Origin of the sequence: Ensifer sp. Root1252 (assembly GCF_001425885.1) — a bacterium.
In the GTDB taxonomy this organism is placed as follows: domain Bacteria; phylum Pseudomonadota; class Alphaproteobacteria; order Rhizobiales; family Rhizobiaceae; genus Ensifer; species Ensifer canadensis.
Genome location: NZ_LMDT01000059.1, coordinates 73,463 through 96,441, shown reverse-complemented (window position 1 = coordinate 96,441; position 22,979 = coordinate 73,463). Strand labels below are relative to the sequence as shown.

Genomic DNA, 22,979 nt, shown 5'->3' with positions numbered 1-22,979 from the left:
CGTCCTAATAGTTGAGATAAACGGTCATCTTATCAGCAGTCAGAAAGTCGGGCCGCACGTCGTGGGGATGGCGGGTCCGGCATCAAAGGGCGACGATACGATGCAGCGTGATGGTGAAAGTGTGCGTTTGAGAAAATTCCTTGCGAGTGGCGTTGCCGGTATCGCCTTGCTCGTGTCGACGGCGGCGGTCGCCCAGGACGGTATCGCCACGAAACTCGAAAAGATCGAGGTGCAGGCACAGGGCTTACGCGACGAGGCCACCGGCCCCGTTGACGGTTACGTCGCCAAGGCGACGACGACGGGCTCGAAGTCGGCCACGCCGATCAGCGAAATTCCCCAATCCGTCTCCGTCATCGGTCGCGATGAGCTCGACGACCGCGGCGTGGTCAACAAGGTCGATGAGGCCCTGCGCTACACGCCGGGTGTGACGACGGAGCCTTTCGGCACCGATGCGGATACGGATTGGTACTACATCCGCGGTTTCGACGCGACGCAGACCGGCGTGTTCCTCGATGGTCTGACGCTTTTCAGCTTTGGTTTCGGCGGTTTTCAAATCGACCCCTTCATGCTCGAGCGGGTCGAAGTGCTGAAGGGGCCCGCCTCGGCGCTCTACGGCGGCGCCAACGCAGGCGGTATCGTCAGCCTGATCAGCAAGCGGCCATTCGATGAACCGCTCTATTATACCGAGATCGGCATCAACAACTTTGGCAATGCCTTCACCGGCTTCGATGTCAACGACAAGCTGACGGACGATGGCACCATCCGGTATCGCGTCACCGGCAAGATGTCGGGCGGCGATACCTACACCGATTTCTCCAACGATCTGCGCGGCTTCGTCCTGCCGCAGATCACCTACGCGCCTGATGATGCGACAAGCCTGACGGTCTACGGTGTTCTACAGGGCCTCGACCAGGTGCACGTCGGCAACGGCTTCCTGCCTTATGTCGGCACGGTCGTCGATGCACCCTTCGGTAAGATCGACCGCGATGCATTTTATGGTGAGCCGGATCTGGATACGGGCACCTATGTCCAGCAGATGATCGGCTATGAATTCACGCACGAGTTTGAAGGCGGTTGGCAGTTTAGCCAGAACCTGCGGTACGGCCATCTCTACAAGCATGAGAACGGCCCATATACCTTCGGTTACTACGATCCGAGCCTGCCCTTCCCGTCGTCGACAGTGCCGGCCACCCCCGACAATCTCCTTTATCGTCTGGGGTTTGAGGCGACATCGAAGGTCGATACCTTCGCCGTCGACAACCGTGTCGAAGGAGAATTCGAAACCGGGGCACTGGATCATACGCTGCTCGTTGGCCTGGACTACAAGTACTACCGGCTGGACCATGTGCAGGCTTCGTCGGCCGCTACACCCATCAGCGCAACGGATCCGATCTATGGTGCGCCGCAGCCCGCAAACGCCACCTATATCAATCAGGTGGTTACGCAGCAGCAGCTGGGCGTTTATGCGCAGGATCAGATCAGGTTCGGTCAGGGCTGGCTCGTCACGCTCAATGGTCGCTACGATTACGTGGACACCAACACCAAAAACGGCCCGACCTTCTGGGCTCCGACGCAAAATAACGCCTTCAGCTACAACGAAGGCGCTTTCAGCGGCCGCGCTGGCCTTGCCTATGAGTTCGACAATGGCCTGACCCCATATGTCAGCGTCGCGACCTTCTTCAACCCGATCGTCGCGGTGACAGCAACAGGCAATACCAAGCCGCAGGAAGGTGAACAGTTCGAAGTCGGGGTCAAATACGAGCCGACGTTATTCGACGGCGTGTTGACGGCATCACTCTATCAGTTGACCAAGCGCAATGCTCTCGTGACCGACCCGTTGACGAGCATTTCCACCCAGACGGGTGAGGTGCGTTCCCGCGGCATCGAGTTTGAGGGCAAGGCCAATATCAACGAAGATTGGAAGCTGATCGCCGGTCTTGATTTCATGGATCTCGAGGTGACCGAAGACGCGAACACGGCGTTGGTGGGAAAGACGCCGTACCTTGTTCCCAACGCTCAGGCGTCGCTGTGGCTCGACTATACCGTGCCTTCAGGAGCGCTCGAGGGGGTCAGCCTTGGCGCCGGCGTCAGATACCAGGGGGAATCCTGGGCGGATGCGGAGAACACGCGCAAAGTGCCCTCGGCCGCATTGGTCGATGCGGCAATTCGCTACGAGAAGGACGATTGGGCGGCATCGCTCAACGTCTCCAATCTCCTAGACAAGGAATATGTGAAGGGGTGCCAGGGGCTTTCGGTGTGCGGCTACGGCGAAAGCCGCACGCTGACCCTGAAGCTCAGCAAAAAATGGTAACGACGGCATCACCTCTTTAGTTTGTATGTAAACGACGTCGGGACCGGCTGCCACCGGTCCCGACGTCGTTTACATTCTGGCAAATGCGTCGCTCGCTGCGCTTTCCAATGTCGGCTATTCCGTCGCCATCGGCTATAGATCATCCCATGAGAATCAATGCGATTACAAACTGGGCCTACGGGGTCACGGTCCTTTTGACCGGACTTTCCGGTGTAGCGTTCATCCTGTCGACGAACAGCGCGATCGAGGAGCGGCAGGCGGCCGAGCAGCATCTTGTGCTCGACACGCTTGGCGAGGATCTTGCGCTCGGCGCTGAGGAACGGAGCGATGCTGCCCGTCTGTACGTGATGCGCGGCGACCTGCGCCATCTCGAACGCTTCCATGGCAGGGAAGAGGAAGAGCGCGCTCACGAGGCGGCGATCAAGAACGTGCGGGAGGTCGGGGCGTCACCGGCCGAGTTGGCAGCACTTCAGGAGGTCGAGCGCGAGGTAGAGGCCCTCGACAAGATCGAGGTGGCGGCGATCGCCGCCTACCAGGAGGGCGATCAGGCAAAAGCGCAACAAGTGCTCTTCGGTCCGGAGCACGACCGTCTGCAGACGGCGTTGCTTGAAACGGTGGTCCGCTTCCGCGAACTGACCAAGGCCAGAACCGGCGCGGCACTGGAGCAGGCAAAGGAGCGAAGCGACTGGTTCGCCATCGCCGCCAAGACCATGCTCGCCATGACTGCGGCGCTCTTCCTCGGCGTCCTTTATTTCGTGCTCAAGCGGCGCGTGGCCATGCCGCTGGTGCGCATGACGGGCATCGTGACGCGGCTTGCCAAGCAGGATTACGACGTGGAAGTTCCGCTCGACCGTCGCCGGGACGAGATCGGCGAGATGAACGAGGCGATCCATATCTTTCGCACCAACGGGCTGGAGCGGGACCGGCTCGATGCAGAGCGCCGACTGGATCAGCAGACCAAGGACCTCATCCTGCAAATGATGCATCGGCTGCAGGCGTGCCAGATCCAGGAAGAACTGGCCGAGGTCGTAGCCCGGTTCGCACCGCAGATCTTCCCCAACCTTGCCGGTCATCTCTATGTGCTGAACGATAACCGCACGTCGCTGACGCGTGTCGGAACCTGGCTCGACCCGCAACATTCGGCCGATACTTTCCCTTCCAGTGCCTGCTGGGGGCTTCGCCGCGGCCGGCCGCATGTCAGCAATGGCGGGCAGGGCGATATTGCCTGCCAGCATCTGGACGAGAGCGATGTCGCTGGACTGTGCGTGCCGCTGACCGCTCAGGGCGATACGATCGGTTTGCTCTATTTCGAGGAACGCTCGCCCGAGCAGCCGGCCGTCGAGACGTCGCGGCTTTATCTCGAGCTGATTGCGGAAAATATCGGCCTGGCTGTGGCCAACCTGCAGCTGCGCGAGAAGCTGACCAACCTGGCGGTCCGCGACGCATTGACGGGCCTCCTTAACCGGCGCTGCCTCGACGAAGCGCTGAACAAGCAATTGCGGGAGCGGGCCGGCCGGCCGCTCGTCTGCCTCATGATCGACATTGATCACTTCAAACGCTTCAACGACGAGTTCGGCCACGACGCCGGCGATGTGGTGATGCAGTATGTTGCCCAGATCATGCTTGACGCGGCCGGCGAGCTGGGCGCGACCTACCGTTTCGGTGGCGAGGAGTTCACGATGCTGCTGCCTGAAATGAGCGAGGCGGCGGGCTTCGAATTCGCCGAGCGCCTGCGCGACAAGATCGGCACGACACCGCTTTCTCATCGCGGCCGTATCCTCGGCTCCGTGTCCGTGTCGATCGGTATTGCCTCGTCGCCACGCGAAGGCACGGTCGCGACGCTTCTGACACGGGCCGATGCCGCCTTGCTCGACGCCAAGGCGCGGGGGCGGAATATGACGGTTTGCTCGTCGGGCTTGGTTGTTACCTAAAACACGTTGTGAAGGAGCGCATTCCGCCGGCAACCAGGGTCCCCCCGTGCCGGCCACCGCGGGCGTTGTGCGATAAGGCGGTAGAGCCGTTTCCTATTTAGACGGAATCGAACAAGCGCTCTATCTCTTTGTTTTTACGCATTTCCTGACGGAAAACCGCTTCGCACTTTTCCTGGAAATACTCTAGTGGTGAATGCTCACGCCGTGTTTTTGCAGCAGTGCGACAATGCCCTCGTTTGGCAGGCTGTCGGTGACGAGCGCATCGACGTCGGCGAGCGAGGCAAGGCGCACGAGCGCGCGCCTGGAAAATTTGCTGCTGTCGACGGCAAGGATGATGCGTTCGGCCTGCTTCATTGCGGCGGAGACGGCGGCGACCTCAGCGTGATCGTCGTCGCCGATGTCGCCATCCTGGTCGATGCCGCTGACCGAGATGACGGCGATGTCGAACTTGAATTCCGGATGTAGTCGGCCGTCTGATCCCGCCATCGGCCGACGGTTTACTCTGCTACGAAGACCGTGTCGCCGTAAACCCCGGGGCGTCTTGTACACTGTTGCAAGCAAGCCGCACCGGTTGCACTTTGGCGCATGGCTAGATTTCCTCGCTTGGCGGTTGCGGGCGATTCGCCTATAAGTCGATCTCCGGCAACAGATCAGGGAGGTTTCAGATGCCAGCTTATTCTTTCTCCCTACGGGGCGGCGTACAGTTCTGAACGAGACGCTGGGGGGCTTCGGGCTCTTTAGCAGTTGCAAGTCAGGACCTTTCTCGCTGACTTTGGTCTTCCCTCGATGCGGAAGCTACCAATCCATTGATGCCGATCGGAAAACAGTTTCCCTTTCTCGGCATGTTTCATTGACCTGAATTTTGAGGCCAATGCTCCAGGCATTGGGCAATCGTTATGGCTTTTACTCGTTTCGCCTTGCGCGGCGGTGCGTTCCGCAGCGTTCTCGGTTTCACCTGGGTTCATTGGAAGCGCCAGCCGCTTCGCCTTGCCTTCATCCTCGGTGCCGTCCTGTTTTCGACGCTCGCGGATGTCCTGACGCCGCTTTACTCCGGTCGGCTGGTCGACGCGGTCGTGACCGGTGCTGCCTCCGACCAGGTGGCCTGGGACGCGGCCCTTGCGGCATTCTGGACGATGATGGCGCTGTCGCTCGGTGCCATCATTTTCCGGCATGTCACCTTCATGGGTGTCGTCGACCTGACGCTCAAGATGATGTCCGACATTGCCTCGGCGGCCTTCTTCCGCATCCAGCGCTTCTCGTCCGACTGGCATGCCAACAGCTTTGCCGGCTCGACGGTCCGCAAGGTGACGCGCGGCATGTGGGCGCTGGACCTGTTGAACGACACGCTGCTGATCGCGTTGTTTCCGTCGATCATCATGCTGGTCGGCTCGACCGCTTTGATGGCGTGGTACTGGCCGATGATGGGTGTCATCATCGGCGTGGGCTCGCTTGTCTTCATCGCTGCGACGGTCACGTTGTCGCTCGGCTACGTCGCGCCGATGGCACGCCTGGCCAACAGCTGGGATACCAAGCTCGGCGGTTCGCTTGCCGATGCCGTCAGCTGCAACAACGTTGTCAAAGGCTTCGGGGCCGAAAAGCGCGAGGATGCGCGGCTGGTCAAGGTGCTGGCCAAATGGCGGGACCGCACGGGCCGGACCTGGGTCCGCGGAACGGTGAACGGTACGACGCAGGGTGCCCTGCTGCTCGTACTTAGGGCGGCGGTCATCGGCTTTGCACTGTTTCTCTGGTCGCGCGGGCAGGCAACAGCCGGTGATATAACCTTCGTGTTGACCTCCTTCTTCATCCTGCAGGGCTACCTGCGTGAAGTGGGCATGCACATCCGCAACCTGCAGCGGTCCGTCAACGATATGGAAGAGCTGGTCGACATCCACGCCCAGCCGCTCGGTATCGAAGACAAGGCCGAAGCAAAGCCGATCCGCATCACCGACGGTCGCATCGAATTCAACGATGTGACCTTCCACTACGGCGCCCATCGCAAGCCGCTCTATGATCGGTTCTCGGTGACGATCCCGGCGGGCGAGCGTGTCGGCCTTGTTGGACATTCCGGCTCGGGCAAGACGACCTTCGTCAAGCTGATCCAGCGCCTGCATGACCTGAAGTCCGGCCAGATTCGGATCGACGGTCAGGATATCGCCGGCGTTGCCCAGGCTTCGTTGCGCCAGCAGATCGCGATCGTCCAGCAGGAACCGATCCTGTTCCACCGCTCGCTTGCGGAGAACATCGCCTATGCCCGGCCGACGGCCACGCAAGCGGAGATCGAAAAAGCCGCAAGGCTTGCGAGCGCTCACGACTTCATCACGGGCCTGCCGAAAGGCTACGGCACGCTGGTGGGCGAACGCGGGGTCAAGCTGTCGGGCGGCGAACGCCAGCGCATCGCCATCGCCCGGGCCTTCCTGGCGGATGCACCGATCCTCATTCTGGACGAGGCGACGTCGAGCCTCGATTCGGAATCGGAAGTGCTGATCCAGCAGGCGATGGAGCGATTGATGCTGGGTCGCACCACCCTGGTGATCGCGCACCGGCTGTCGACCGTACGCGCGCTCGATCGGTTGCTGGTGTTCAGCCACGGCCGCATCGCCGAGGAGGGCACGCACGAGGCACTCATCCGCCTCGACGGCGGCATCTACCGCGGCTTGTTCGAGCGGCAGGCGCTGGAACTGACCAAGGGCCTGGTCCTCAACGACAGCTAAGGCCGGGCGCAAGCCGCAAATGCCGAAATGCAAGGACGCCGGTACCTGAGTGTGCCGGCGTCTTGCGTTTCTTTATCTGTTATCCCGCGTCGTCAGTGATACCGCTTTGCGGGGGGGCGACGCTTGCCTACCGTCGCAGCCATGCGTCGATGCCGTGTGCCGCAGCACGACCCGTGGCGAAACAGGCGGTCAGCAGATACCCGCCGGTCGGCGCTTCCCAATCGATCATCTCGCCGGCAACGAAAATCCCCGGCAGCGCGGTGAGCATGTAGGCGTCATCCATGGCGCTCCAACGCACGCCGCCCGCCGATGAAATCGCCTCGGCAATGGGACGGGGACGAAGGACGGCAATCGGCAGCGACTTGATGCGTTCGGCAAGCGCGTTCGGATCGGTGCGTGTGGCCTCGGGAACAATTTCGCGCAGCAAGGCCGATTTGACGCCCTCCAGGCCCGCACCTTTGCGCAGGCGATTGGAGAAGCTCATCTTGCCGTCTTGGCGCGCCAAGTCCTTGGCCAGGCGTTCGACCGTTCGTCCCGGAGCAAGATCGATTGACAATGCCGCAGAGCGCTGCATCTCCAGACGGTCGCGCAAATGCGCCGCATGGGCATAGACGAGGCTGCCCTCAATACCGTGACGGGTGATGACGGATTCGCCGGGGATCGTGCCTGCCTCTGAAGTCGCCGTCACCGATTTCAGCGCTTCGCCGGCAAAGCGCTCACGGAACGCATCGCTCCAGTCGACATCGAAGCCACAATTGGCTGGGCGGAAGTCGGTGACATCGACGCCGGCGTCTTTCAGAGCCGTCGCCCATCCGGCGTCCGACCCGAGGCGCGGGTAGCTTGCCCCGCCGAGTGCGAGAAGCGTGGCATCGCTGTGGACGGTCTTATGCCCATCCGGCGTGTCGAAGGTCAGTGTCTGACCGGCAAAGCCAGTCCATCGGTGCCGCGTCAGGATCCGCACGCCCTGCGCCTCAAGCCTCTTGATCCAGGCGCGCAGCAGCGGTGAGGCCTTCATCGCCTTCGGAAATACCCGGCCGGACGAGCCGACGAAGGTTTCGGTCCCGAGACCTTCCGCCCAAACGCGCACGTCCGCGGGCGTGAAAGCGTCGAGTGCCGGGCGCAACTGTTGCGACGCGGCGCCGAAGCGATCGGCAAAGCGCTCGAAATCCTCGGAATGGGTGATATTGAGGCCGGACTTGCCGGCAAGCAGAAACTTGCGCGCAACGGTCGGCATGCTGTCGTAGACCGTCACCGAATGGTTCTGCATAGACAGGATCTCTGCCGCCATCAGCCCGCTCGGCCCGCCGCCGATGATCGCGATTTCGCTTCGTTTCATGTGCCCGTCCGGCGTCCGATTCCGTTACGGGGACTCTTGGCCCGTCACGGCGCCTCGCGCAAGGCGGGGCGAAGGGCGCGCTTCAATGCCTGCTCGCGGCGTTCAGACGTTTCTCGAGCCAGATGCTGTAGCGCGAGCCGGCAAAGCAGATGATGAAATAGACCGCGGCGGCGAAGACATAGGCTTCGGTATAGAAGCCGAGCCAGGTCGGATCCGTGGCCGAGGTCCTTGCCGCATTCAGGAGGTCGTAGATGCCGATCACCGCCAAAAGCGACGTGTTGAGCACGATGCCGATCGAAAGATTGACGATCGCCGGGATGACGGCGCGCAGCGCCTGGGGAAGGACGACGAGGCGGATCGTCTGGACATAGCCCAGACCAAGGGAAAGTGCTGCCTCCCGCTGGCCCCACGGCACCACCTGTAGGCCGGCACGGATGACTTCGGCGAGATAGGCCGAGAAGAACAGCGTTACGCCGATCTGTGCGCGCAACAACTTGTCGATGGCGGCCCCGCTCGGCAGGGCGAGCGGAACGATCAGCATGGCGACATAGAGCACTGCGATCATCGGCACGCCGCGCAGCGTCTCGATAAAGGTGATCGCTAGCGTCCGGACGATCCCCATGCTCGATTGTCGGGCAAGAGCCAGCAGGAGCGCGATCGGGAATGCGAAGGCGAGGCCAGCGATCGAGACGACCAGCGTGATCGGCAGCCCGCCCCAATTGTTGGTCGACACCACTGGTGGCGTCAACGTTCCCGCCATCAAAAGCCAGCTCAAGACGAGTGCGGCGATCCAGAGCGGCACAAGCCGGAAACTCCAGAACCGCGGCAGGGCGGATAACACCAGCAGGGCGAGCACGGTTATAACCACAAGGGCAGGGCGCCATTGCAGCACGGGCGGAAAGAACGCGAAGAGGATGAAACGCAGCTTGGCGCCGATGAAAGCCCAGCAGGCGCCGACCCCGTCAACCGCACAATCTGTCGCGGTTCCCGTCCATACCGCATCGAAAATTGCCCAACGGAGGAAAGGTTGGAGAAACCAGACAAAGACGCCGAGGGTAGCGAGCGTGATGAGGCTGTTACCCCAACCGCCGAAGAGGCCGCTTCGCCAGCGATGCCAGTCCGGCGCAACAGGTGGTGGCAGTTCGATATGGCTCATCGCCGTGTCTCCCCGCGAAGGACGATGCGGCTGTTGTAGAAGTTCATCAGTGCCGACACCGAGAGGCTCAGGGTGAGATAGACGGCGGCGATGATGCAGATCGCTTCCAGCGCCTGGCCGGTGGTGTTGGCGGTGGTGTTGGCGACGCTGACGATATCGGGATAGCCGATCGCCACCGCGAGGCTGGAATTCTTGGTGAGGTCGAGAAAGCTTGAGATCATCAACGGCGTGATGACACGCAACGCCTGCGGCAAGACGACGAGACGCATGATCTGCGCCGGCTTCAGGCCCAGCGCACGCGCCGCTTCCCATTGGCCCGATTTTACCGACTGGATGCCGCTCCGCACGATTTCGGAGATCGAGGCGGACGCGTTGACGACCAAGCCGATCAAGAGCGCGAAGAATTCCGGCGTCAGCGACAGGCCGCCCTTGATATTGAAGCCGCCCTTGGCTGGCAGATCGATGGTGGCAGCGAGGCCGAAAGAGGTGAGCGCGAGCGTGCAGACGACCAGCGAACCGAACACGGTCATGGTTGCCTTCCGCATATAGAAGGTCGCACCTGTCAGCAGGCGCCGGGCGAGCGACAGCGACGCGTAAGCCGTCAACAGGATGGCCGGCAGCCAGATCGCCCAGGAGAGGCCGTGTAGCGAAATGGACGGGACATAGACACCGCGATTGCTGAGATAGACGCTTTCCAGGAAGAGATAGGCGCCGCGCGGCGGCGGTAGCGCATGGATGATCGCGCTCCAGAGGAAGAGCTGCAGCAGCAGCGGCGTGTTGCGCAGCAGTTCGACATAGGCATGAACGAAGGTTGCCAGCAACAGGTTACCCGACAGCCGGGCGATGCCAAGGGCAACGCCAAGAAACGTGGCGAGCACACAGCCGACGACGGCGACCTTGACGGTGTTGGCTAGGCCCGCCGCAAGCGCGCGGGCGTAGGTGTCTCCCGCCGAATAGGGAAGCACGGTTTCGCCGATTTCGAAATTCGCCTGATGGAAGAGAAAGCCGAAACCCGGAGTGAGGCCCATGCGTTGCATGCTGTCGACGGTGTTGGAGCCGAAGAGCGCAAAGATCCCCAGCACGCCGATAAACAGGACGATCTGTTGAAAGGGCGAGGGGCCGAGCCAGGTGCGCAACCGCGAGGGAAGTCCGGGCCCTAGCGGGCCCGGTTGAAGAGTGGATGTCATCGCAGATACCGGCAAAGACTCAACGGAACGGCGGCGAATAGAGTAGGCCGCCGGCGGTCCAGGGCTGGTTGTAGCCGCGATCGAAATTGAGCGGCGTGCCCTTGCCGACGTTGCGGTCGAAGATCTCGCCGTAGTTTCCGACCGCCTTGACGATGTTATAGGCGAACTTCGGGTCAAGCCCGATGGCTTCGCCGAGCGACGGATCAACGCCGAGGAAGCGCTTGATGCCCGGATCTTCGCTCGTAAGGAAACTGTCGACATTCCTCTGGGTGATGCCGAACTCTTCCGCCTGGATCGTGGCGTAGACGGTCCAGTTGACGATCTCCAGCCACTGGTCGTCGCCGGCGCGAATGGCCGGTGCGAGTGGTTCCTTCGACAGGCGCTCTGGCAGAAGGACATAGTCGTCCGGCTTGGAAAGCTGCGTGCGCTTGGCGGCAAGGTCGGTCGCATCCTGGGTCAGCGCATCGACGCGACCGGAATCGAGTGCCTTCAGGAATTCGCCGGTCTCTTCGATCGTCACAGGCGTAAAGGTCTTGCCGGTCTTGCGGAAGAAATCGGCGATGTTGAGTTCGCCGGTCGTGCCGCTCTGGACCCCGATCGTCGCTCCGTCGAGCTCCTCGCCCTTGCCGACACCAAGATCCTTGCGCACCAGCAGGCCCTGGCCGTCATAGAAGACCACCGGGCCGAAATGGAAGCCGAGCTTGAACGCTCTGGTCACTGTCTGGGTCACGCCGGAGAGCAGGATGTCGAATTCGCCCGATTGCAGGGCGGGGAGGCGCTGCTGCGGCGAGGAGTTGGTGAACTCGACTTTCTCGGTGTCGTTGAAGACGGTGACTGCGAGCGCGCGACCGAAATCGACGAAGAAACCCTGCCAGCGGCCGCTGCTATCCGGCGTGAAGAAGCCGGGCGTGGTGCCGACGCCCACCTTGATGAGCCCGCGTGCCTTGATCTTGTCGAGGGTCTCGCCCGCAAGGGCGGAGGAGGCGATCAGGGCTGCCGTCAGGGCCGCCGTGGCTGTAAATGCCTTTGTGAAAAATCTGCTGCCGATAGAATTTCGCTGCATGAAGAGGCTCCTGGCCATGGTGTTCGTCCGTCGCGCCGCCCGACAAATCCCGGGCCGCGACTGCCTTTATGTTTTAAATCTATAGAAAATATAGAATAGAGATGATTATGCGGAATATCTGCCATTTCGGGAAGAAATTTCTCGCCTTTCAGTGTCGGTGAAATGATTTCGATAGTTGCTGGGCCTTAACCTCGCAAAGACATTCGCACTGACTGGCTGTGTGCTCAGCTCATGATGGCCCCGCGCATTTTCTTCGGGTGACGGATGATTTTTCGTTCACCGCTGTGCGCATCTTGACCGGGCCAGGCTACGACCGGTCAAGTCTCCGGTTTGTGTGTGCTTTATTGCGGCCACTTGTTGAGATGTGCCGAAGCACCTAGCTTCCGCCCATGTGGTCCATTATCTCGTAAGCGATGCAGCTGTTTTCAGAAAAATGGTGGGAGAAGATCAGATGGGGCACGCCGACCTCGGTGGCTCTGCACCTGCTTGTCATCGCTCTGCTGCTGATCCAACTGCCGAAGGAAACGCCCAAACCGCAGGGCGAGCAGAGCATCAACGTCGAACTCGTCTCTCCACCGCAGCCCAAGCAGCAAGAGAAGCCCAAGCAGGAGGCTCAGCCGAAGAAGGAACAGCCGAAGCCACAACCGGCTCCCTCTCGTCAGCAGCCACAGGCCTTCGAGTCGGCTGCGGCCAAGATCAAGCAGGAGGCTAAAGCTGCTCAGCTTCCGCCCACTGCGAAGGCCGAGAAGAAGGATGTGGTGAACCAGCCGAAGAAGGCAGAGGCGGCCGACGCCGCCACGAAGAAGGTGGAGAAAGAGGAGGCGCAGGCGCAGAAGCAACCGGAGACGGAAAAGCCGACACCGCAGCAGCTTGCCGTCCTGTCGACCCCTGCCAACGGCGATAATAGTGCTGCTGAGAAGAAGCCGGCTGCCGAGGCGGATGCCGAGAAGGCGGTGTCCAAAGCCGATTCGGTGCCGGTGCGCAAACCTGCCGACGACAAGGAGAAAAGTGACGAGACGGAAGGCGAGGCCGAAGCGACGGCGAAGTTGCCGTCCGACCGGTTTGTCAAGGCCGAGGAGCTTTTCTCGGCGAAGTCGATCGCCGATCCGCGCGTTAAGCAGGCGATGGGCCAACTTCCGGTCAAGAAGCGTATCCTCCAACTCTGCAACATCGAAGCCCTGGAGCAGATCCGCCATCAGCGGCCGGAGGACTTTCCTGATATACTCGTGCCCTTCGGGCCATCTGGCGGGTTCATCGGCAAGGAGCAGATCGACGCAAGCGGCGGCGCCTATCGCAGCAAGGGCAATTGGTACGACGTCGACTTCAAATGCAAGGTCGATCTCGAGACGGTCGAGGTCACATCTTTCAGCTTCGCCATCGGCAACATCGTTCCGAAAACGGCTTGGAAGAGCCGCCGTCTGCCGCCCAACTGAGCCGATCTTCGAGCCGCCCGTGCTCTGCAACGCGAGACGTCCGGTCGTCTTGCGGACTTCTCATAGAACTATTCCATTTTTGCGATGCCGTTTTGTCGCAGGGCAGAGTAGCTTCCAGCCAAATAGGGCGACGGTCGTTTGCGGCGGATCGCCACTTGGCAAAATGGGGAAAAGGCTACATGTCGGCAAACACGCGCCAAAGGCTTCGCGACCTCGGATTCCGCCCAGGCGTATATGAAACCGGCTCGTTGAACGCGATTACCGACGTTGCCGGTGTAGCCGTTGGCCACGCGACTGTGGTCGAGGGCGACAGGATCCGCACGGGCGCGACTGCTATCCTTCCCCACCAGGGCAATCTGTTTCAGGACAAGGTGCCGGCGGCGCTGGCGGTCCTGAACGGCTTCGGCAAATTCGTAGGTTCGACCCAGATCGCCGAGTTGGGCGAGCTCGAAACGCCAGTTGTTCTGACCAATACGCTCGCAACCGGGCGGGCGATCGAGGCGATCAACCGTTTTACGCTGGCCCAGCCGGGCAACGAAAAGGTTGTGTCGCTCAACGCCGTCGTCGGAGAGACCAATGACTCCAGACTGAACGATATCCGCGCCGGCCGCCCGACGATCGATGAGATCGGCAAGGCAATTGCCGCGGCGGCGCCCGGTCCGGTCGAAGAGGGCGCCATCGGCGCCGGCACCGGCACGGTGGCCTTCGGTCTCAAGGGCGGGATCGGCACCAGTTCGCGCCGCGTCAAGGCGGCAGGCGAAACCTTCACAGTCGGCGTGCTGGTGCAGTCCAATTATGGCGGCCGGCTGCTGATTTGCGGGCATCCCTATGATGCGCCGTCGGGACATGATCGCGACGGCTCAATCGTCATCGTCGTCGCCACCGACGCGCCGTTGTCGGCGCGCAGCCTCGAACGGCTGGCCGAGCGCGCCTTTGGCGGCCTCTCCCGCACCGGTGCCGCCCTCAGCAATGGATCCGGCGACTATGCGCTGGCATTCTCCACCGCGGAAGCTGTCCGCCGGACGCGCGAGCGGCGCACAGCGATCTCCAGCTACCCCGACCTGCCGAACGACCTGATCTCGCCGCTGTTCGAAGCGACGATCGAGGCGACAGAAGAGGCGATCCTCAATTCGCTGGTCACGGCGCAATCCACAAGCGGTTTCAATGCGGCCACCGGCAAGGTGAGTTCGGTTGAGGCGATTTCGCTCGTCCGCCTCGCAGCCCTCAAAGCCTAATTCTCTTCCCTCAGACGGAGTTACCATGTCCAACCCGACCGGCCGTATCGTTTATCTGAACGGCGAGTTCGTTTCCGAGCACGCGGCGCATCTTTCGGTCTTCGACCGCGGTTTCCTGTTCGGCGACGGGATCTATGAAGTGACCGCCGTGCTCGAAGGCAAGCTTATCGACAGCGCGCTGCATATGGCGCGGCTCGAACGCTCCGCCCGCGAGATCGACGTGCCGCTTCCGGTCCCCGTTTCCGAGATCGTCGAGATCGAGCGCCGGTTGGTGCGCGAGAACAACCTCGTCGAGGGCGTGGTCTATCTGCAACTCACGCGCGGCGCCGAGGATCGCAACTTCCTGTTTTCAGGAGAGATCAAGCCGACGCTGCTGCTCTTCACCCAGGTCAAGACGCTCGAGCACGTCGCAGCGGTAGACAACGGTGTTTCCGTCAAATCGGTCGCCGACCAGCGCTGGGCGCGACGCGATATCAAGAGCGTATGTCTCTTGCCGCAGGTGATGGCGAAGCGCATCGCCAAGGCCGAAGGCTGCGACGAAGCCTGGATGATCGAGGACGGGTTGGTGACCGAAGGCGCGTCCTCCACCGCCTATATCGTTACCGACGACGGCAGGATCGTTACCCGCGGCAACAGCAGTGCGACGTTGCCCGGCTGCACGCGCCTTGCCGCGCTGGAACTGGCGCGCGAGCAGGGGCTTACGATCGAGGAGCGGCCGTTTTCGCTCGATGAGGCGCTGGGCGCCCGCGAGGCATGCCTGACGAGCGCGTCGAACTTCGTCGTCTCCGTGACGCGCATCGACGGAAAGCCTGTCGGCGACGGCGTGCCCGGACCGATGGTCAAGCGGCTGCGTGAACTCTATCTGGAAAATGCCCGCCGTACGGCGATCTAGCGGCCGATTAGCGGGAGGGGCAGTCGATGGGACAGGAGTGCGAAGCGAATCCTGACCGGAACCGCTTCATACCTTCCTCAAAGGGCAGCCGCTTCTTGCGACTGCCAGATACGGCCGACGACGGGGCGCCGGTTGTCCTTGGCGCGATAGAGCCGGATTTCGACGCTGATATCCCAACGGGGATCGGCGGCGCGCACCAGCGTGCCGGACGAAAGCTCTGCGGTCATCAGGCTTTCCGGCACCCAGGCAATGCCCCAGCCGGCCTGCGCCATCGCTTTCAGGCCGACGGACATGCTGCCCTCATGCACGCGCTGAAAGGGCGGCAGGTCGGCGCCGACCAGCTCTCCCAGCAATTGCCCGAAGAATGACGACTTCTCGTAGCTGATATGAGGGAAGGGCTTTGCACCGCCCTCCAGCAGGTGCGCGGCCGCTCCGGTTTCGATAGGCGCCGAAACCGGGATGATCTTTTCATGGCCGAGCAAGCGGTGTTCGAACGCCTGCGGGTCCAGGAGCAGCGGCACCTGGGTGTGGGCATAGGTCAGGAGGAAGTCGCACGAGCCATCGACCAGTGAGTTGAGGTTCTCCTCCATGCTGCCGGAGTCAGGGCGAAGCCGCGAGAAGACCGGGCCGGCCTTCCTGTTGATGCGGTTCATCCAGTCGGGAAAGAAGGTGAAGGAGAGCGTGTGGAGCGCGGTCACCTTGATCGTCTTGGCGTCCGAGCCCTCTTCCTTCTGCAGGTTGCGCCTGGATTGATAGAGGTGCTGAAGGGTCTCCTGCGCCACCGGAACGAATTTCAGGCCCGCCTCGGTCAACCGAGAGGGGTAGGTGGCGCGGTCGACAAGGCTCGCGCCGACCCAGGCTTCGAGCTGCTTGATCCGGCGGCTGAAGGCGGATTGGGTGACGTGCCGTTCGTCGGCCGCCTTCGAGAAATTGAGCGTGCACGCCAGTGCCAGAAAGTCTTCGAGCCACTTGATTTCCAACGCATGCACTCCTGAAGAACGTCATTTCCCGCCTTGCAGCGGGAACCTGACCCCTTTTAGGCACAGTTCGACAGGCTTCAAGAAAAATCAGGGCCGACGGCGGTATTCCATCATCCGCGCGCGGTTGAGCACCAGTTCCACCCGGTTATCGTCGAGGGCATGCAGGCAGACACGCTTCGTCCAGGGGCCGTCATGCAGCGTGAACAGGAAGCGACCGTTGCCGAGCGCCGTCAGCGGCATGACGTTGCGCACCGGGCCAACACCCATAACCACCGCCCCGTCGCGGATCTCGAACTCTGCCCCTTCAGGGGACTGCCACGCTCCGGAGAGAGACGCCGGCACAACGTGCTGGCCGGCGACGGGCAGGAACCGCCGCGCCGCATGGCCCGCCTCGCCGACAAGCGCCGATCCCTCCAGCCGCAGCCGCATCGGCGACGAGGCCGAGCGCGAGGAAACCCACCCGTCGCCGTCGTCGTAAAGCGTGTCGTCGGCATCGAGATAGGTGCAGACGCTGCCCTTGATCTCCAGCCACCAGGGACCTTGTTCGGTGATATAGAGGCCGTCGGGAATGCCGGCTGCCGGTGTTGGCAGCGGCAAGCCGGTCAGCGCCGCCATGCTTTCGAGCGCGATCTTGTTGCCGTTGGTGTCCTCACGGTTGGAGACGACGACGAAGCCCGAGCGGCTTTCGGGGTCGAGCAGGAAGTAAGTCTTGTAGCCGGGGTGTGAGCCGCCGTGGCCGACGAAGCTACGTTCACCGAGCGTCGACGAGCGCAGGCCAAGGCTGTAGCCGCTCGGCCGTCCGTCCGCCAGGAAACGGGTCGTCTGCAACCTTTCCAGCAAACCTTCGTAACGACCGTGCCCGCCCATCAATGCCTGCAACCAGGCAGTGAGCGCATTGGCGCTTCCTGTCAGGCTGCCGGAAGCGGAGATATGCAGGCCGGCGGCGGAAAGCTGCCAGCGCTCGCCAGAGTGCCAATAACCAGGCACCAGGCTCGCGACCGGATCGTTCCAGACGTCGGGCGCCTTGAAGGTGACGCCGAGCGGTCCGGCAACGTCGTTCTGGATGAAGTCGTCGAAGGCAAAGCCCTTGCGCTCCAGCGCGGCCTCGACGAGGCGATAACCGGTGTTGGAGTAGGAGACCTCGCTGCCGGCATCGAAATTCAGCCGCCGCAGACGCGCCAGAAACGCCAGAAGCGGTGCGGCCTGTGTGTCCGTGTAGACGGAGAGGCCGAGCAGGGACAGGCATTCGCGCGTATCCGGCAGGCCGCCGCTCATATCCAGCGCCTGGCCGACCGTCACGTCGGCAAGCGGCGAGACGAGTTCGGGCAGATGGTGCCCAAGCCGGTCGTCGAGCTTGATGATGTCGTCATGGCCAAGCACCATGGCACAGAAGAAATGCTTGGTGACCGAGGCATAGCGAACGACGCTTTCGGCCGAGAATGGCGCAAACGTTGCCAGGCTTTCGACGCCGCGCGCATGCGAAAAGCGGATGCCGCTATCGTCGAAACCGACGATGGCGCCGCCCGGTTCGTTCTCCGCCCACTGCTTGGCGAATCCTTCGGCTGTGGCGGATGCGGCGTGCCAATCGAAATGTGCCGGCATGTTTTCTTCCATTGTCCTAGTTGTCACCAAGGGGCGAAGTCAGGCCGGTTCTTCCAGCCCGACGCTCAGCATACGCAACTCCGTCGTATGGGCATGGTGTGTCTTGCCCGCTCGAAGGTCCTGCGCGCTCAGTTGCTCCACCATTTCGCCGTTCAGCATGACGCCGACCTGACCGCAGAGGTGGGCGATCACCGCCAGGTTGTGGCTGACGAGAATGTAGGTGAGATTTCGCGCTTCGCGAAGATCGGACAATAGGTTGAGGATCTCAGCCTGCACCGAAACGTCGAGCGCACTCGTCGGCTCGTCGAGCAGCAGCACCTGCGGATCGGCAATCAGCGCCCGGGCGATCGCCACCCGCTGACGCTGGCCGCCGGACAGCTGGTGCGGAAACCGGAAGCGGGCCGCCTGCGGCAGCGCCACGTCGGACAGCGCCTGAACGATCCGCTTGTCGATATTGTCCATGCCGTGCACGAGCGGCAATTCGCTGAGAATGCGATCGATTGTCTGGCGTGGATGCAGCGAGCCATAAGGATCCTGGAACACCATCTGCACCCGGCGGAAGAAGGCGGGTGGGCGCTTCAGTGCCGCCGCTTCACCGCCAAAGGCGATGCGACCGGCCCAGCTTTCATTGAGCCCGGCCATCGCCCTGAGGATCGTGGATTTGCCCGAGCCACTTTCGCCGACGATGCCGAAGCTGTCGCCCTTCTTCACCGAAAACGAGACACCTTTGACGACTTCGCGGTCGCCGAATCTTATGCGGAGATTTTCAACGTCGATCATGCGGTGAGCCACGATGCATCGCGGTTGAGAACAGGCAGCCGGTCCCTGGGATGCGTGAGGGAAGGCATGCAGTTGAGAAGCCCCTTGGTATAGGGGTGGCGGGCGTTCAGCAGCTCGGACGCTTTCAGCTCTTCCATCACGCGGCCGGAATACATCACCGCGACGCGGTCGCAGAAATGCGACACGAGCGGCAGGTCGTGGCTGATGAGAATGAGGCCCATGTTGCGCTCCGACACCAGCTCCTCGATCAGCCGCAGGATTTCTGCCTGCACGGTCGCATCGAGCGCGCTCGTCGGTTCGTCGGCAATCAGCAGCTCCGGATCGGGTGCCAGCATCATCGCGATCATCACCCGCTGGCCCATGCCGCCCGAGACTTCGTGCGGGTAGGCGGCGGCGACTTCGCGCGGATTGCGGATTTTAACCTGGTCGAGGAGATGGATCGCCGCCTCGAGCGCTTGCCTCTTGCTGCCGCCCTTGTGGGCACGCCAGGCTTCCGCCACCTGTCGGCCGATGTTCATCACCGGGTTGAGCGAATATTTCGGATCCTGCAGGATGAAGCCCGCCCGCTTGCCACGGATCTGGCGCATCTGCTTTTCCGAGGCAGAGAGCAAATCGATGCCGTCGAAGGAGAGCCGGTCGGCTGATGTGGCGGCATTGGAGGGCAGCAGCTTCATCAGCGCCCGTGCCGTCAGGCTCTTGCCCGAGCCGCTCTCGCCGACGATGCCGAGTTTCTCTGCGCCGAGTGAAAGCGAGATGCCGCGCACCGCCTCGAAGCGCGAGGAGCGGTTCTCGAAGGCGATGCGGAGGTTCTTGATATCAACCAGCATGGTCTCAGTCCCCCTTCGGATCGAGCACGTCGCGCAATCCGTCGCCGAGAAAGTTGAAGGCGAGCGACACGAGGAAGATCGCGATGCCGGGAACGGTGGCGACCCACCACTGGTCGAAGATGAATCGCTTGGCGGTGGCAATCATCGCGCCCCACTCCGGTGACGGCGGCTGCGCGCCCATGCCGAGGAAGCCGAGGCTTGCAGCGGTGATGATGATCGAGCTCATGTCGAGCGTGATGCGCACGATCAGGCTCGGCACGCAGAGCGGCGCTGCATGGCGCATGATGATGCGCCATGGCGATGCACCGGTCAGCCGGCAGGCGGCGATGAAATCGCTGCGGCGCACGGTCATGGTTTCGGCGCGGGCGAGACGCGCATAGGGCGGCCAGGCTGTGAGCGCGATGGCGAGGATGGCGCTTTCGACGCCCGGCTTCAGCGCCGCGACGAAGGCAAGCGCGAGAATGAGCCTCGGGAAGGCGAGAAACACGTCGGTGACCCGCATCAGCACCGTATCGACGATGCCGCCGAAATAACCGGCAATGCAGCCGACAGCGAGCCCGATCGGCGCCACCAGAACGACCACGGAAACCACCATGCCGAGCGTCACGCGACCGCCGAAGAGGATGCGCGAGAAGATGTCGCGGCCGAGTTCGTCGGTGCCGAGCCAATGGGCAGCACTTGGGGCGGCAAGCCGGTTGGCCAGGTTCTGGATCGCCGGATCGTGCGGCGCCAGTACCGGCGCAAACACGGCAAGCAGCGAAAAGACGAGGATGATCGTCAGCCCGATCATCGCCAGCGGGTTGGACCTGAGCTTCAGCCAGATTCGATAGCGATGACCCCAGGAGGCCTGGGTGCGGGAGGCGGGCGTTTCATCCAGCGCCCAGTTTCGAAAGGTCGTAAGCATCATCGGACGCGGGGATCCAGTACACGATAGAGAAGGTCGGCGATGAGGTTGAGGCCGACATAGATGAGGCCGATCAAAAGGGTCGCTCCGACCACGGGGTTCATGTCGGCGTTCATCAGCGACACCGTCAGGTATTGGCCGAGGCCCGGCCAGCTGAACACGGTTTCGGTAACGACGGCGCCTTCGAGAAGTCCGGCATAGGTCAGCGCCAAGACTGTCACCAGTTGCACGGCTACCGTCGGGAAGGCGTGGCTCCAGATGACGGTCGATGCGGAGAGACCCTTGGCGCGCGCGGTGATGACGAACTCGCCCTTCAGCGCATCGACCATGAAGGCTCGGGTCATGCGGGTGATGTAGGCCATGCTGAAATAGGCGAGAATGCAGACCGGCTGCGCCATGTGCGCCACGGCGTCACGGAAAGCATCCCAGTCGCCGGCGATCAGTGTATCGATCGTCAACAGGCCGGTGACCGGATCGATCATGCCGTCGAAGATCACGTCCTGGCGGCCGGGTCCCGGTGCCACGCCAAGCGTCGCGTAGAAGATCAACAGCGAGATCAGCGACAGCATGAACACCGGAACGGAATGACCGGCGAGGCAGACGACGCGGATCGCCTGATCGACGAACTTGCCCTGCCGGACGGCCGCCCAGACGCCGAGCGGAATGCCGATTGCCGCCGACAGCAGCAGCGCCGCCGTCGCCAGCTCCAGCGTAGCCGGGAAGAACCGGGCGATATCGGTCGCAACCGGGTTGCGTGTCAGGATCGAGATGCCGAGATCACCGTGCAGCAATTGCCAGAGATAACGGAAGAACTGCACGATCAGCGGCTGGTCGAGGCCCATTTCGATGCGCGCGCGGGTGATCACCGCCTCGGAGGCGTTGTCGCCGACCGCGGCAATCACCGGGTCGACGGGCATGACGCGGCCGATCATGAAGGTGACGATCGTCAGGCCGAGCAGCGTCAGGAAGACGCTGCTCAACGTGGCGGAAAAGCTTCGGATACGCTTGTTCAAGCCTTGGACGCCTCTGCATAGGAATGGGAGTCCGACAGCGTGCCGAGCCGGATGCCGGCAACAGACTTGCGGCAGGCGGCCGTGGTCGTCGTCTGCAGCATGAAGATGAAGGGGCTGTGCTCCATATGGGCGCGCTGCAGCTCCTCGTAGAGCGCGATGCGCTTTGCCGGATCCTGCTCGTCGCGGGCGGCCTCGGCCTTCTTTGCCATCTCGGCGTCCTGCCAGGATGAGCGCCACAGGAAGGGGCGCGACTTGGCATCATCCGAATTGTCGGGGTTGATGTTGAAGACGTCGGCATTGGCGTGCGGGTCGAAGTAGTCCGATCCCCAGGCCGAGAGCGCCATCTGGTGCTCACGGGCGCGCATCTTGGTCAGCACCTGGCGGTTCTCGGCCGCCTGGAGCTGCACGCGGATGCCGATTTCGGCAAGGTTTGCCTGGATCGCCTGCGCCAGATCCGGATAGGGCTGTGCCGAATAATGATCCATCACGATGTCGAAACCGCCTTCGAGGCCCGCCTCGGCCATCAGCGCCTTGGCCCTGGCCACATCCTTCGTAAACGGCGTATCGTTGACGACGCCCGGATAGCCCTCGGGCAGGAAGCTCTGGTGGATCTTGTGGGTGAGGGGCACGATGTTTTCCTGCATGCCCTTGTAGTCAAGTGCGTGCTTGATCGCCTGCCAGACCTCAGGCTTTGCGAGGTTTGCCTGCTTCTGGTTGAGCGAGATCAGCACGAGCGAGGCGACGCCCTTGCGAACCAGCGTGTAGTTCTCGTCGCCCTGCAGGGTGCGCAGCTGTTCGGAGCTGAGGTTGCGGGCGATGTCGGCGTCGCCCTTCTGCAGCATCAGCAGCTGCGACGACGGGTCGGCAACGTGGCGTAGGATGATGCGCTTGATATTGCCCTTGTAGGGGCCGTTCGGATTGACCGTCAGCGCGACGCTCTCGCTCGGCTTCCAGGACTGCAGCGCGAACTCGCCCGAACCGGCGGTGTTCTTCTGCAGCCAGGCGTTGCCGAGGTCGCCGTCGACTTCGTTTTCGAGCGCGGCCTTCTTCTCGACGATGCTGCCGACATTGGCCGAGAGGCAGTAGAGCAGGAAGGAGAGCGATGCCGGCACCTCGAGCGTCAGGCGTAGGGTCGAAGCATCGACGGCGACGATGCGCTCTTCGACATTCTCCGGCGTGAAGCCGAACTGGGCGATGATGAAGGCCGGGCCTTTGTTCATCTTGATGGCGCGCTGCAGCGAGAAGGCCGCATCTTCTGACGTAACCGGCGCGCCGCTGGCAAAGGTTGCGCCTGCGCGAAGCTTGAAGGTGAAGACCTTGCTGTCGGCATCGGTTTCCCAGGATTCAGCCAGGATCGGGTCGACCTTGTTGGCATCATCAAGGTTGGGATGAACGAGCTTCTGGTAGATATTGCCGCAGATTTCGCTGCCGACTGCCTCGAAGCTCTCATGCGGATCGAGGCTGGTCATGTTGTCGAGCTGCTGAGCGACAACCAGAATGTCCTTCGGCGTTTCGGCGAAGGCCGGAACCAGGCTGACATAGGACAGAAACGGCACGGCAGCGCCGCCGATCAACAGGTTGCGTCTGGAAATCATCGGAAATATCCCCTTCTCGGACT

17 protein-coding genes and 1 pseudogene are annotated in these 22,979 nt (G+C 62.3%); 6 read left to right on the top strand and 12 right to left on the bottom strand.

The window, feature by feature from the left end; all coding sequences use genetic code 11:
* Positions 1-100: 100 nt before the first annotated feature.
* Together ASD02_RS36165 and ASD02_RS36160 are read left to right on the top strand one after the other, a co-directional pair.
* Positions 101-2,311, top strand: a complete 2,211-nt coding sequence (locus ASD02_RS36165) for a TonB-dependent siderophore receptor (RefSeq protein WP_057220192.1) — start codon at positions 101-103, stop codon at positions 2,309-2,311.
* A gap of 146 nt (positions 2,312-2,457) precedes the next feature.
* The gene (locus tag ASD02_RS36160) at positions 2,458-4,242 is read left to right on the top strand and encodes a diguanylate cyclase (RefSeq protein WP_057207553.1); all 1,785 of its coding nucleotides are present in this window, start codon (positions 2,458-2,460) and stop codon (positions 4,240-4,242) included.
* A 183-nt stretch (positions 4,243-4,425) separates the two neighbouring features.
* On the opposite strand, the pseudogene ASD02_RS36155 reads toward ASD02_RS36160, so the two are convergent.
* Positions 4,426-4,695, bottom strand: a pseudogene (locus tag ASD02_RS36155) (glycerol-3-phosphate transcriptional regulator protein); the annotation flags it as partial.
* A gap of 443 nt (positions 4,696-5,138) precedes the next feature.
* On the opposite strand from ASD02_RS36155, the gene ASD02_RS36150 reads away from it, so the two are divergent.
* Positions 5,139-6,953 carry an ABC transporter ATP-binding protein gene (locus tag ASD02_RS36150; RefSeq protein WP_025428386.1) on the top strand — a complete coding sequence of 605 codons (1,815 nt, stop codon included), beginning with the start codon at positions 5,139-5,141 and terminating at the stop codon, positions 6,951-6,953.
* Between the two features lie 127 nt (positions 6,954-7,080).
* On the opposite strand, the gene ASD02_RS36145 is transcribed toward ASD02_RS36150, so the two are convergent.
* The 4 genes from ASD02_RS36145 to ASD02_RS36130 form a co-directional block, all read right to left on the bottom strand.
* Complete coding sequence (locus ASD02_RS36145) at positions 7,081-8,289, bottom strand: TIGR03862 family flavoprotein (protein WP_057213058.1); 1,209 nt, start codon at positions 8,287-8,289, stop codon at positions 7,081-7,083.
* Positions 8,290-8,371: 82 nt separating this feature from the next.
* On the bottom strand, positions 8,372-9,445 hold the full coding sequence (locus tag ASD02_RS36140) for an amino acid ABC transporter permease (RefSeq protein WP_057207556.1): 1,074 nt from the start codon (positions 9,443-9,445) through the stop codon (positions 8,372-8,374).
* A complete protein-coding gene (locus ASD02_RS36135; RefSeq protein ID WP_057213059.1) occupies positions 9,442-10,632 on the bottom strand; it encodes an ABC transporter permease subunit in 1,191 nt (396 codons plus the stop codon). The genes ASD02_RS36140 and ASD02_RS36135 overlap by 4 nt, the downstream gene beginning before the upstream one ends.
* A 19-nt stretch (positions 10,633-10,651) precedes the next feature.
* The gene (locus ASD02_RS36130; protein ID WP_057220179.1) at positions 10,652-11,695 is read right to left on the bottom strand and encodes an amino acid ABC transporter substrate-binding protein; all 1,044 of its coding nucleotides are present in this window, start codon (positions 11,693-11,695) and stop codon (positions 10,652-10,654) included.
* A 413-nt stretch (positions 11,696-12,108) separates the two neighbouring features.
* Between ASD02_RS36130 and ASD02_RS36125 the strand changes: the two genes are divergently transcribed.
* From ASD02_RS36125 to ASD02_RS36115, 3 genes are all read left to right on the top strand, one after another.
* The gene (locus tag ASD02_RS36125; protein ID WP_063963278.1) at positions 12,109-13,128 is read left to right on the top strand and encodes a DUF930 domain-containing protein; all 1,020 of its coding nucleotides are present in this window, start codon (positions 12,109-12,111) and stop codon (positions 13,126-13,128) included.
* Positions 13,129-13,307: 179 nt separating this feature from the next.
* Entirely contained in the window at positions 13,308-14,363 is a 1,056-nt protein-coding gene (locus ASD02_RS36120) for a P1 family peptidase (protein ID WP_025428392.1), read from the top strand.
* Positions 14,364-14,388: 25 nt separating this feature from the next.
* Positions 14,389-15,255, top strand: coding sequence for a D-amino-acid transaminase (locus ASD02_RS36115; protein WP_025428393.1), 867 nt, complete (start codon positions 14,389-14,391; stop codon positions 15,253-15,255).
* Between the two features lie 77 nt (positions 15,256-15,332).
* On the opposite strand, the gene ASD02_RS36110 is transcribed toward ASD02_RS36115, so the two are convergent.
* The 7 genes from ASD02_RS36110 to ASD02_RS36080 all read right to left on the bottom strand — a co-directional run bounded on the left by ASD02_RS36110 (position 15,333) and on the right by ASD02_RS36080 (position 22,956).
* Complete coding sequence (locus ASD02_RS36110) at positions 15,333-16,235, bottom strand: LysR substrate-binding domain-containing protein (protein ID WP_057220178.1); 903 nt, start codon at positions 16,233-16,235, stop codon at positions 15,333-15,335.
* A gap of 87 nt (positions 16,236-16,322) precedes the next feature.
* Positions 16,323-17,837 (bottom strand): serine hydrolase domain-containing protein, encoded by a 1,515-nt coding sequence (locus ASD02_RS36105; protein WP_025428395.1) that lies wholly within the window; start codon positions 17,835-17,837, stop codon positions 16,323-16,325.
* Between the two features lie 39 nt (positions 17,838-17,876).
* Positions 17,877-18,617: an ABC transporter ATP-binding protein gene (locus tag ASD02_RS36100; protein WP_025428396.1), complete on the bottom strand. Its 741-nt coding sequence runs from the start codon at positions 18,615-18,617 to the stop codon at positions 17,877-17,879.
* Entirely contained in the window at positions 18,614-19,444 is an 831-nt protein-coding gene (locus ASD02_RS36095; protein WP_057220177.1) for an ABC transporter ATP-binding protein, read from the bottom strand. The genes ASD02_RS36100 and ASD02_RS36095 overlap by 4 nt, the downstream gene beginning before the upstream one ends.
* Positions 19,445-19,448: 4 nt before the next feature.
* Positions 19,449-20,351 (bottom strand): nickel transporter permease, encoded by a 903-nt coding sequence (gene nikC, locus ASD02_RS36090; protein ID WP_025428398.1) that lies wholly within the window; start codon positions 20,349-20,351, stop codon positions 19,449-19,451.
* Positions 20,348-21,361, bottom strand: coding sequence for an ABC transporter permease (locus ASD02_RS36085; protein WP_057207565.1), 1,014 nt, complete (start codon positions 21,359-21,361; stop codon positions 20,348-20,350). Before ASD02_RS36085 ends, nikC begins: the two co-directional genes overlap by 4 nt.
* Positions 21,358-22,956: an ABC transporter substrate-binding protein gene (locus ASD02_RS36080; protein ID WP_057220176.1), complete on the bottom strand. Its 1,599-nt coding sequence runs from the start codon at positions 22,954-22,956 to the stop codon at positions 21,358-21,360. The genes ASD02_RS36085 and ASD02_RS36080 overlap by 4 nt, the downstream gene beginning before the upstream one ends.
* Positions 22,957-22,979 lie beyond the last annotated feature (23 nt).

Coding starts and splice junctions, on each gene's coding strand:
- ASD02_RS36165 (WP_057220192.1), top strand. CDS start 101: ATGCAGCGTGATGGTGAAAGTGTGCGTTTGAGAAAATTCCTTGCGAGT.
- ASD02_RS36160 (WP_057207553.1), top strand. CDS start 2,458: ATGAGAATCAATGCGATTACAAACTGGGCCTACGGGGTCACGGTCCTT.
- ASD02_RS36150 (WP_025428386.1), top strand. CDS start 5,139: ATGGCTTTTACTCGTTTCGCCTTGCGCGGCGGTGCGTTCCGCAGCGTT.
- ASD02_RS36145 (WP_057213058.1), bottom strand. CDS start 8,289: ATGAAACGAAGCGAAATCGCGATCATCGGCGGCGGGCCGAGCGGGCTG.
- ASD02_RS36140 (WP_057207556.1), bottom strand. CDS start 9,445: ATGAGCCATATCGAACTGCCACCACCTGTTGCGCCGGACTGGCATCGC.
- ASD02_RS36135 (WP_057213059.1), bottom strand. CDS start 10,632: ATGACATCCACTCTTCAACCGGGCCCGCTAGGGCCCGGACTTCCCTCG.
- ASD02_RS36130 (WP_057220179.1), bottom strand. CDS start 11,695: ATGCAGCGAAATTCTATCGGCAGCAGATTTTTCACAAAGGCATTTACA.
- ASD02_RS36125 (WP_063963278.1), top strand. CDS start 12,109: ATGCAGCTGTTTTCAGAAAAATGGTGGGAGAAGATCAGATGGGGCACG.
- ASD02_RS36120 (WP_025428392.1), top strand. CDS start 13,308: ATGTCGGCAAACACGCGCCAAAGGCTTCGCGACCTCGGATTCCGCCCA.
- ASD02_RS36115 (WP_025428393.1), top strand. CDS start 14,389: ATGTCCAACCCGACCGGCCGTATCGTTTATCTGAACGGCGAGTTCGTT.
- ASD02_RS36105 (WP_025428395.1), bottom strand. CDS start 17,837: ATGCCGGCACATTTCGATTGGCACGCCGCATCCGCCACAGCCGAAGGA.
- ASD02_RS36100 (WP_025428396.1), bottom strand. CDS start 18,617: ATGATCGACGTTGAAAATCTCCGCATAAGATTCGGCGACCGCGAAGTC.
- ASD02_RS36095 (WP_057220177.1), bottom strand. CDS start 19,444: ATGCTGGTTGATATCAAGAACCTCCGCATCGCCTTCGAGAACCGCTCC.
- nikC (WP_025428398.1), bottom strand. CDS start 20,351: ATGATGCTTACGACCTTTCGAAACTGGGCGCTGGATGAAACGCCCGCC.
- ASD02_RS36080 (WP_057220176.1), bottom strand. CDS start 22,956: ATGATTTCCAGACGCAACCTGTTGATCGGCGGCGCTGCCGTGCCGTTT.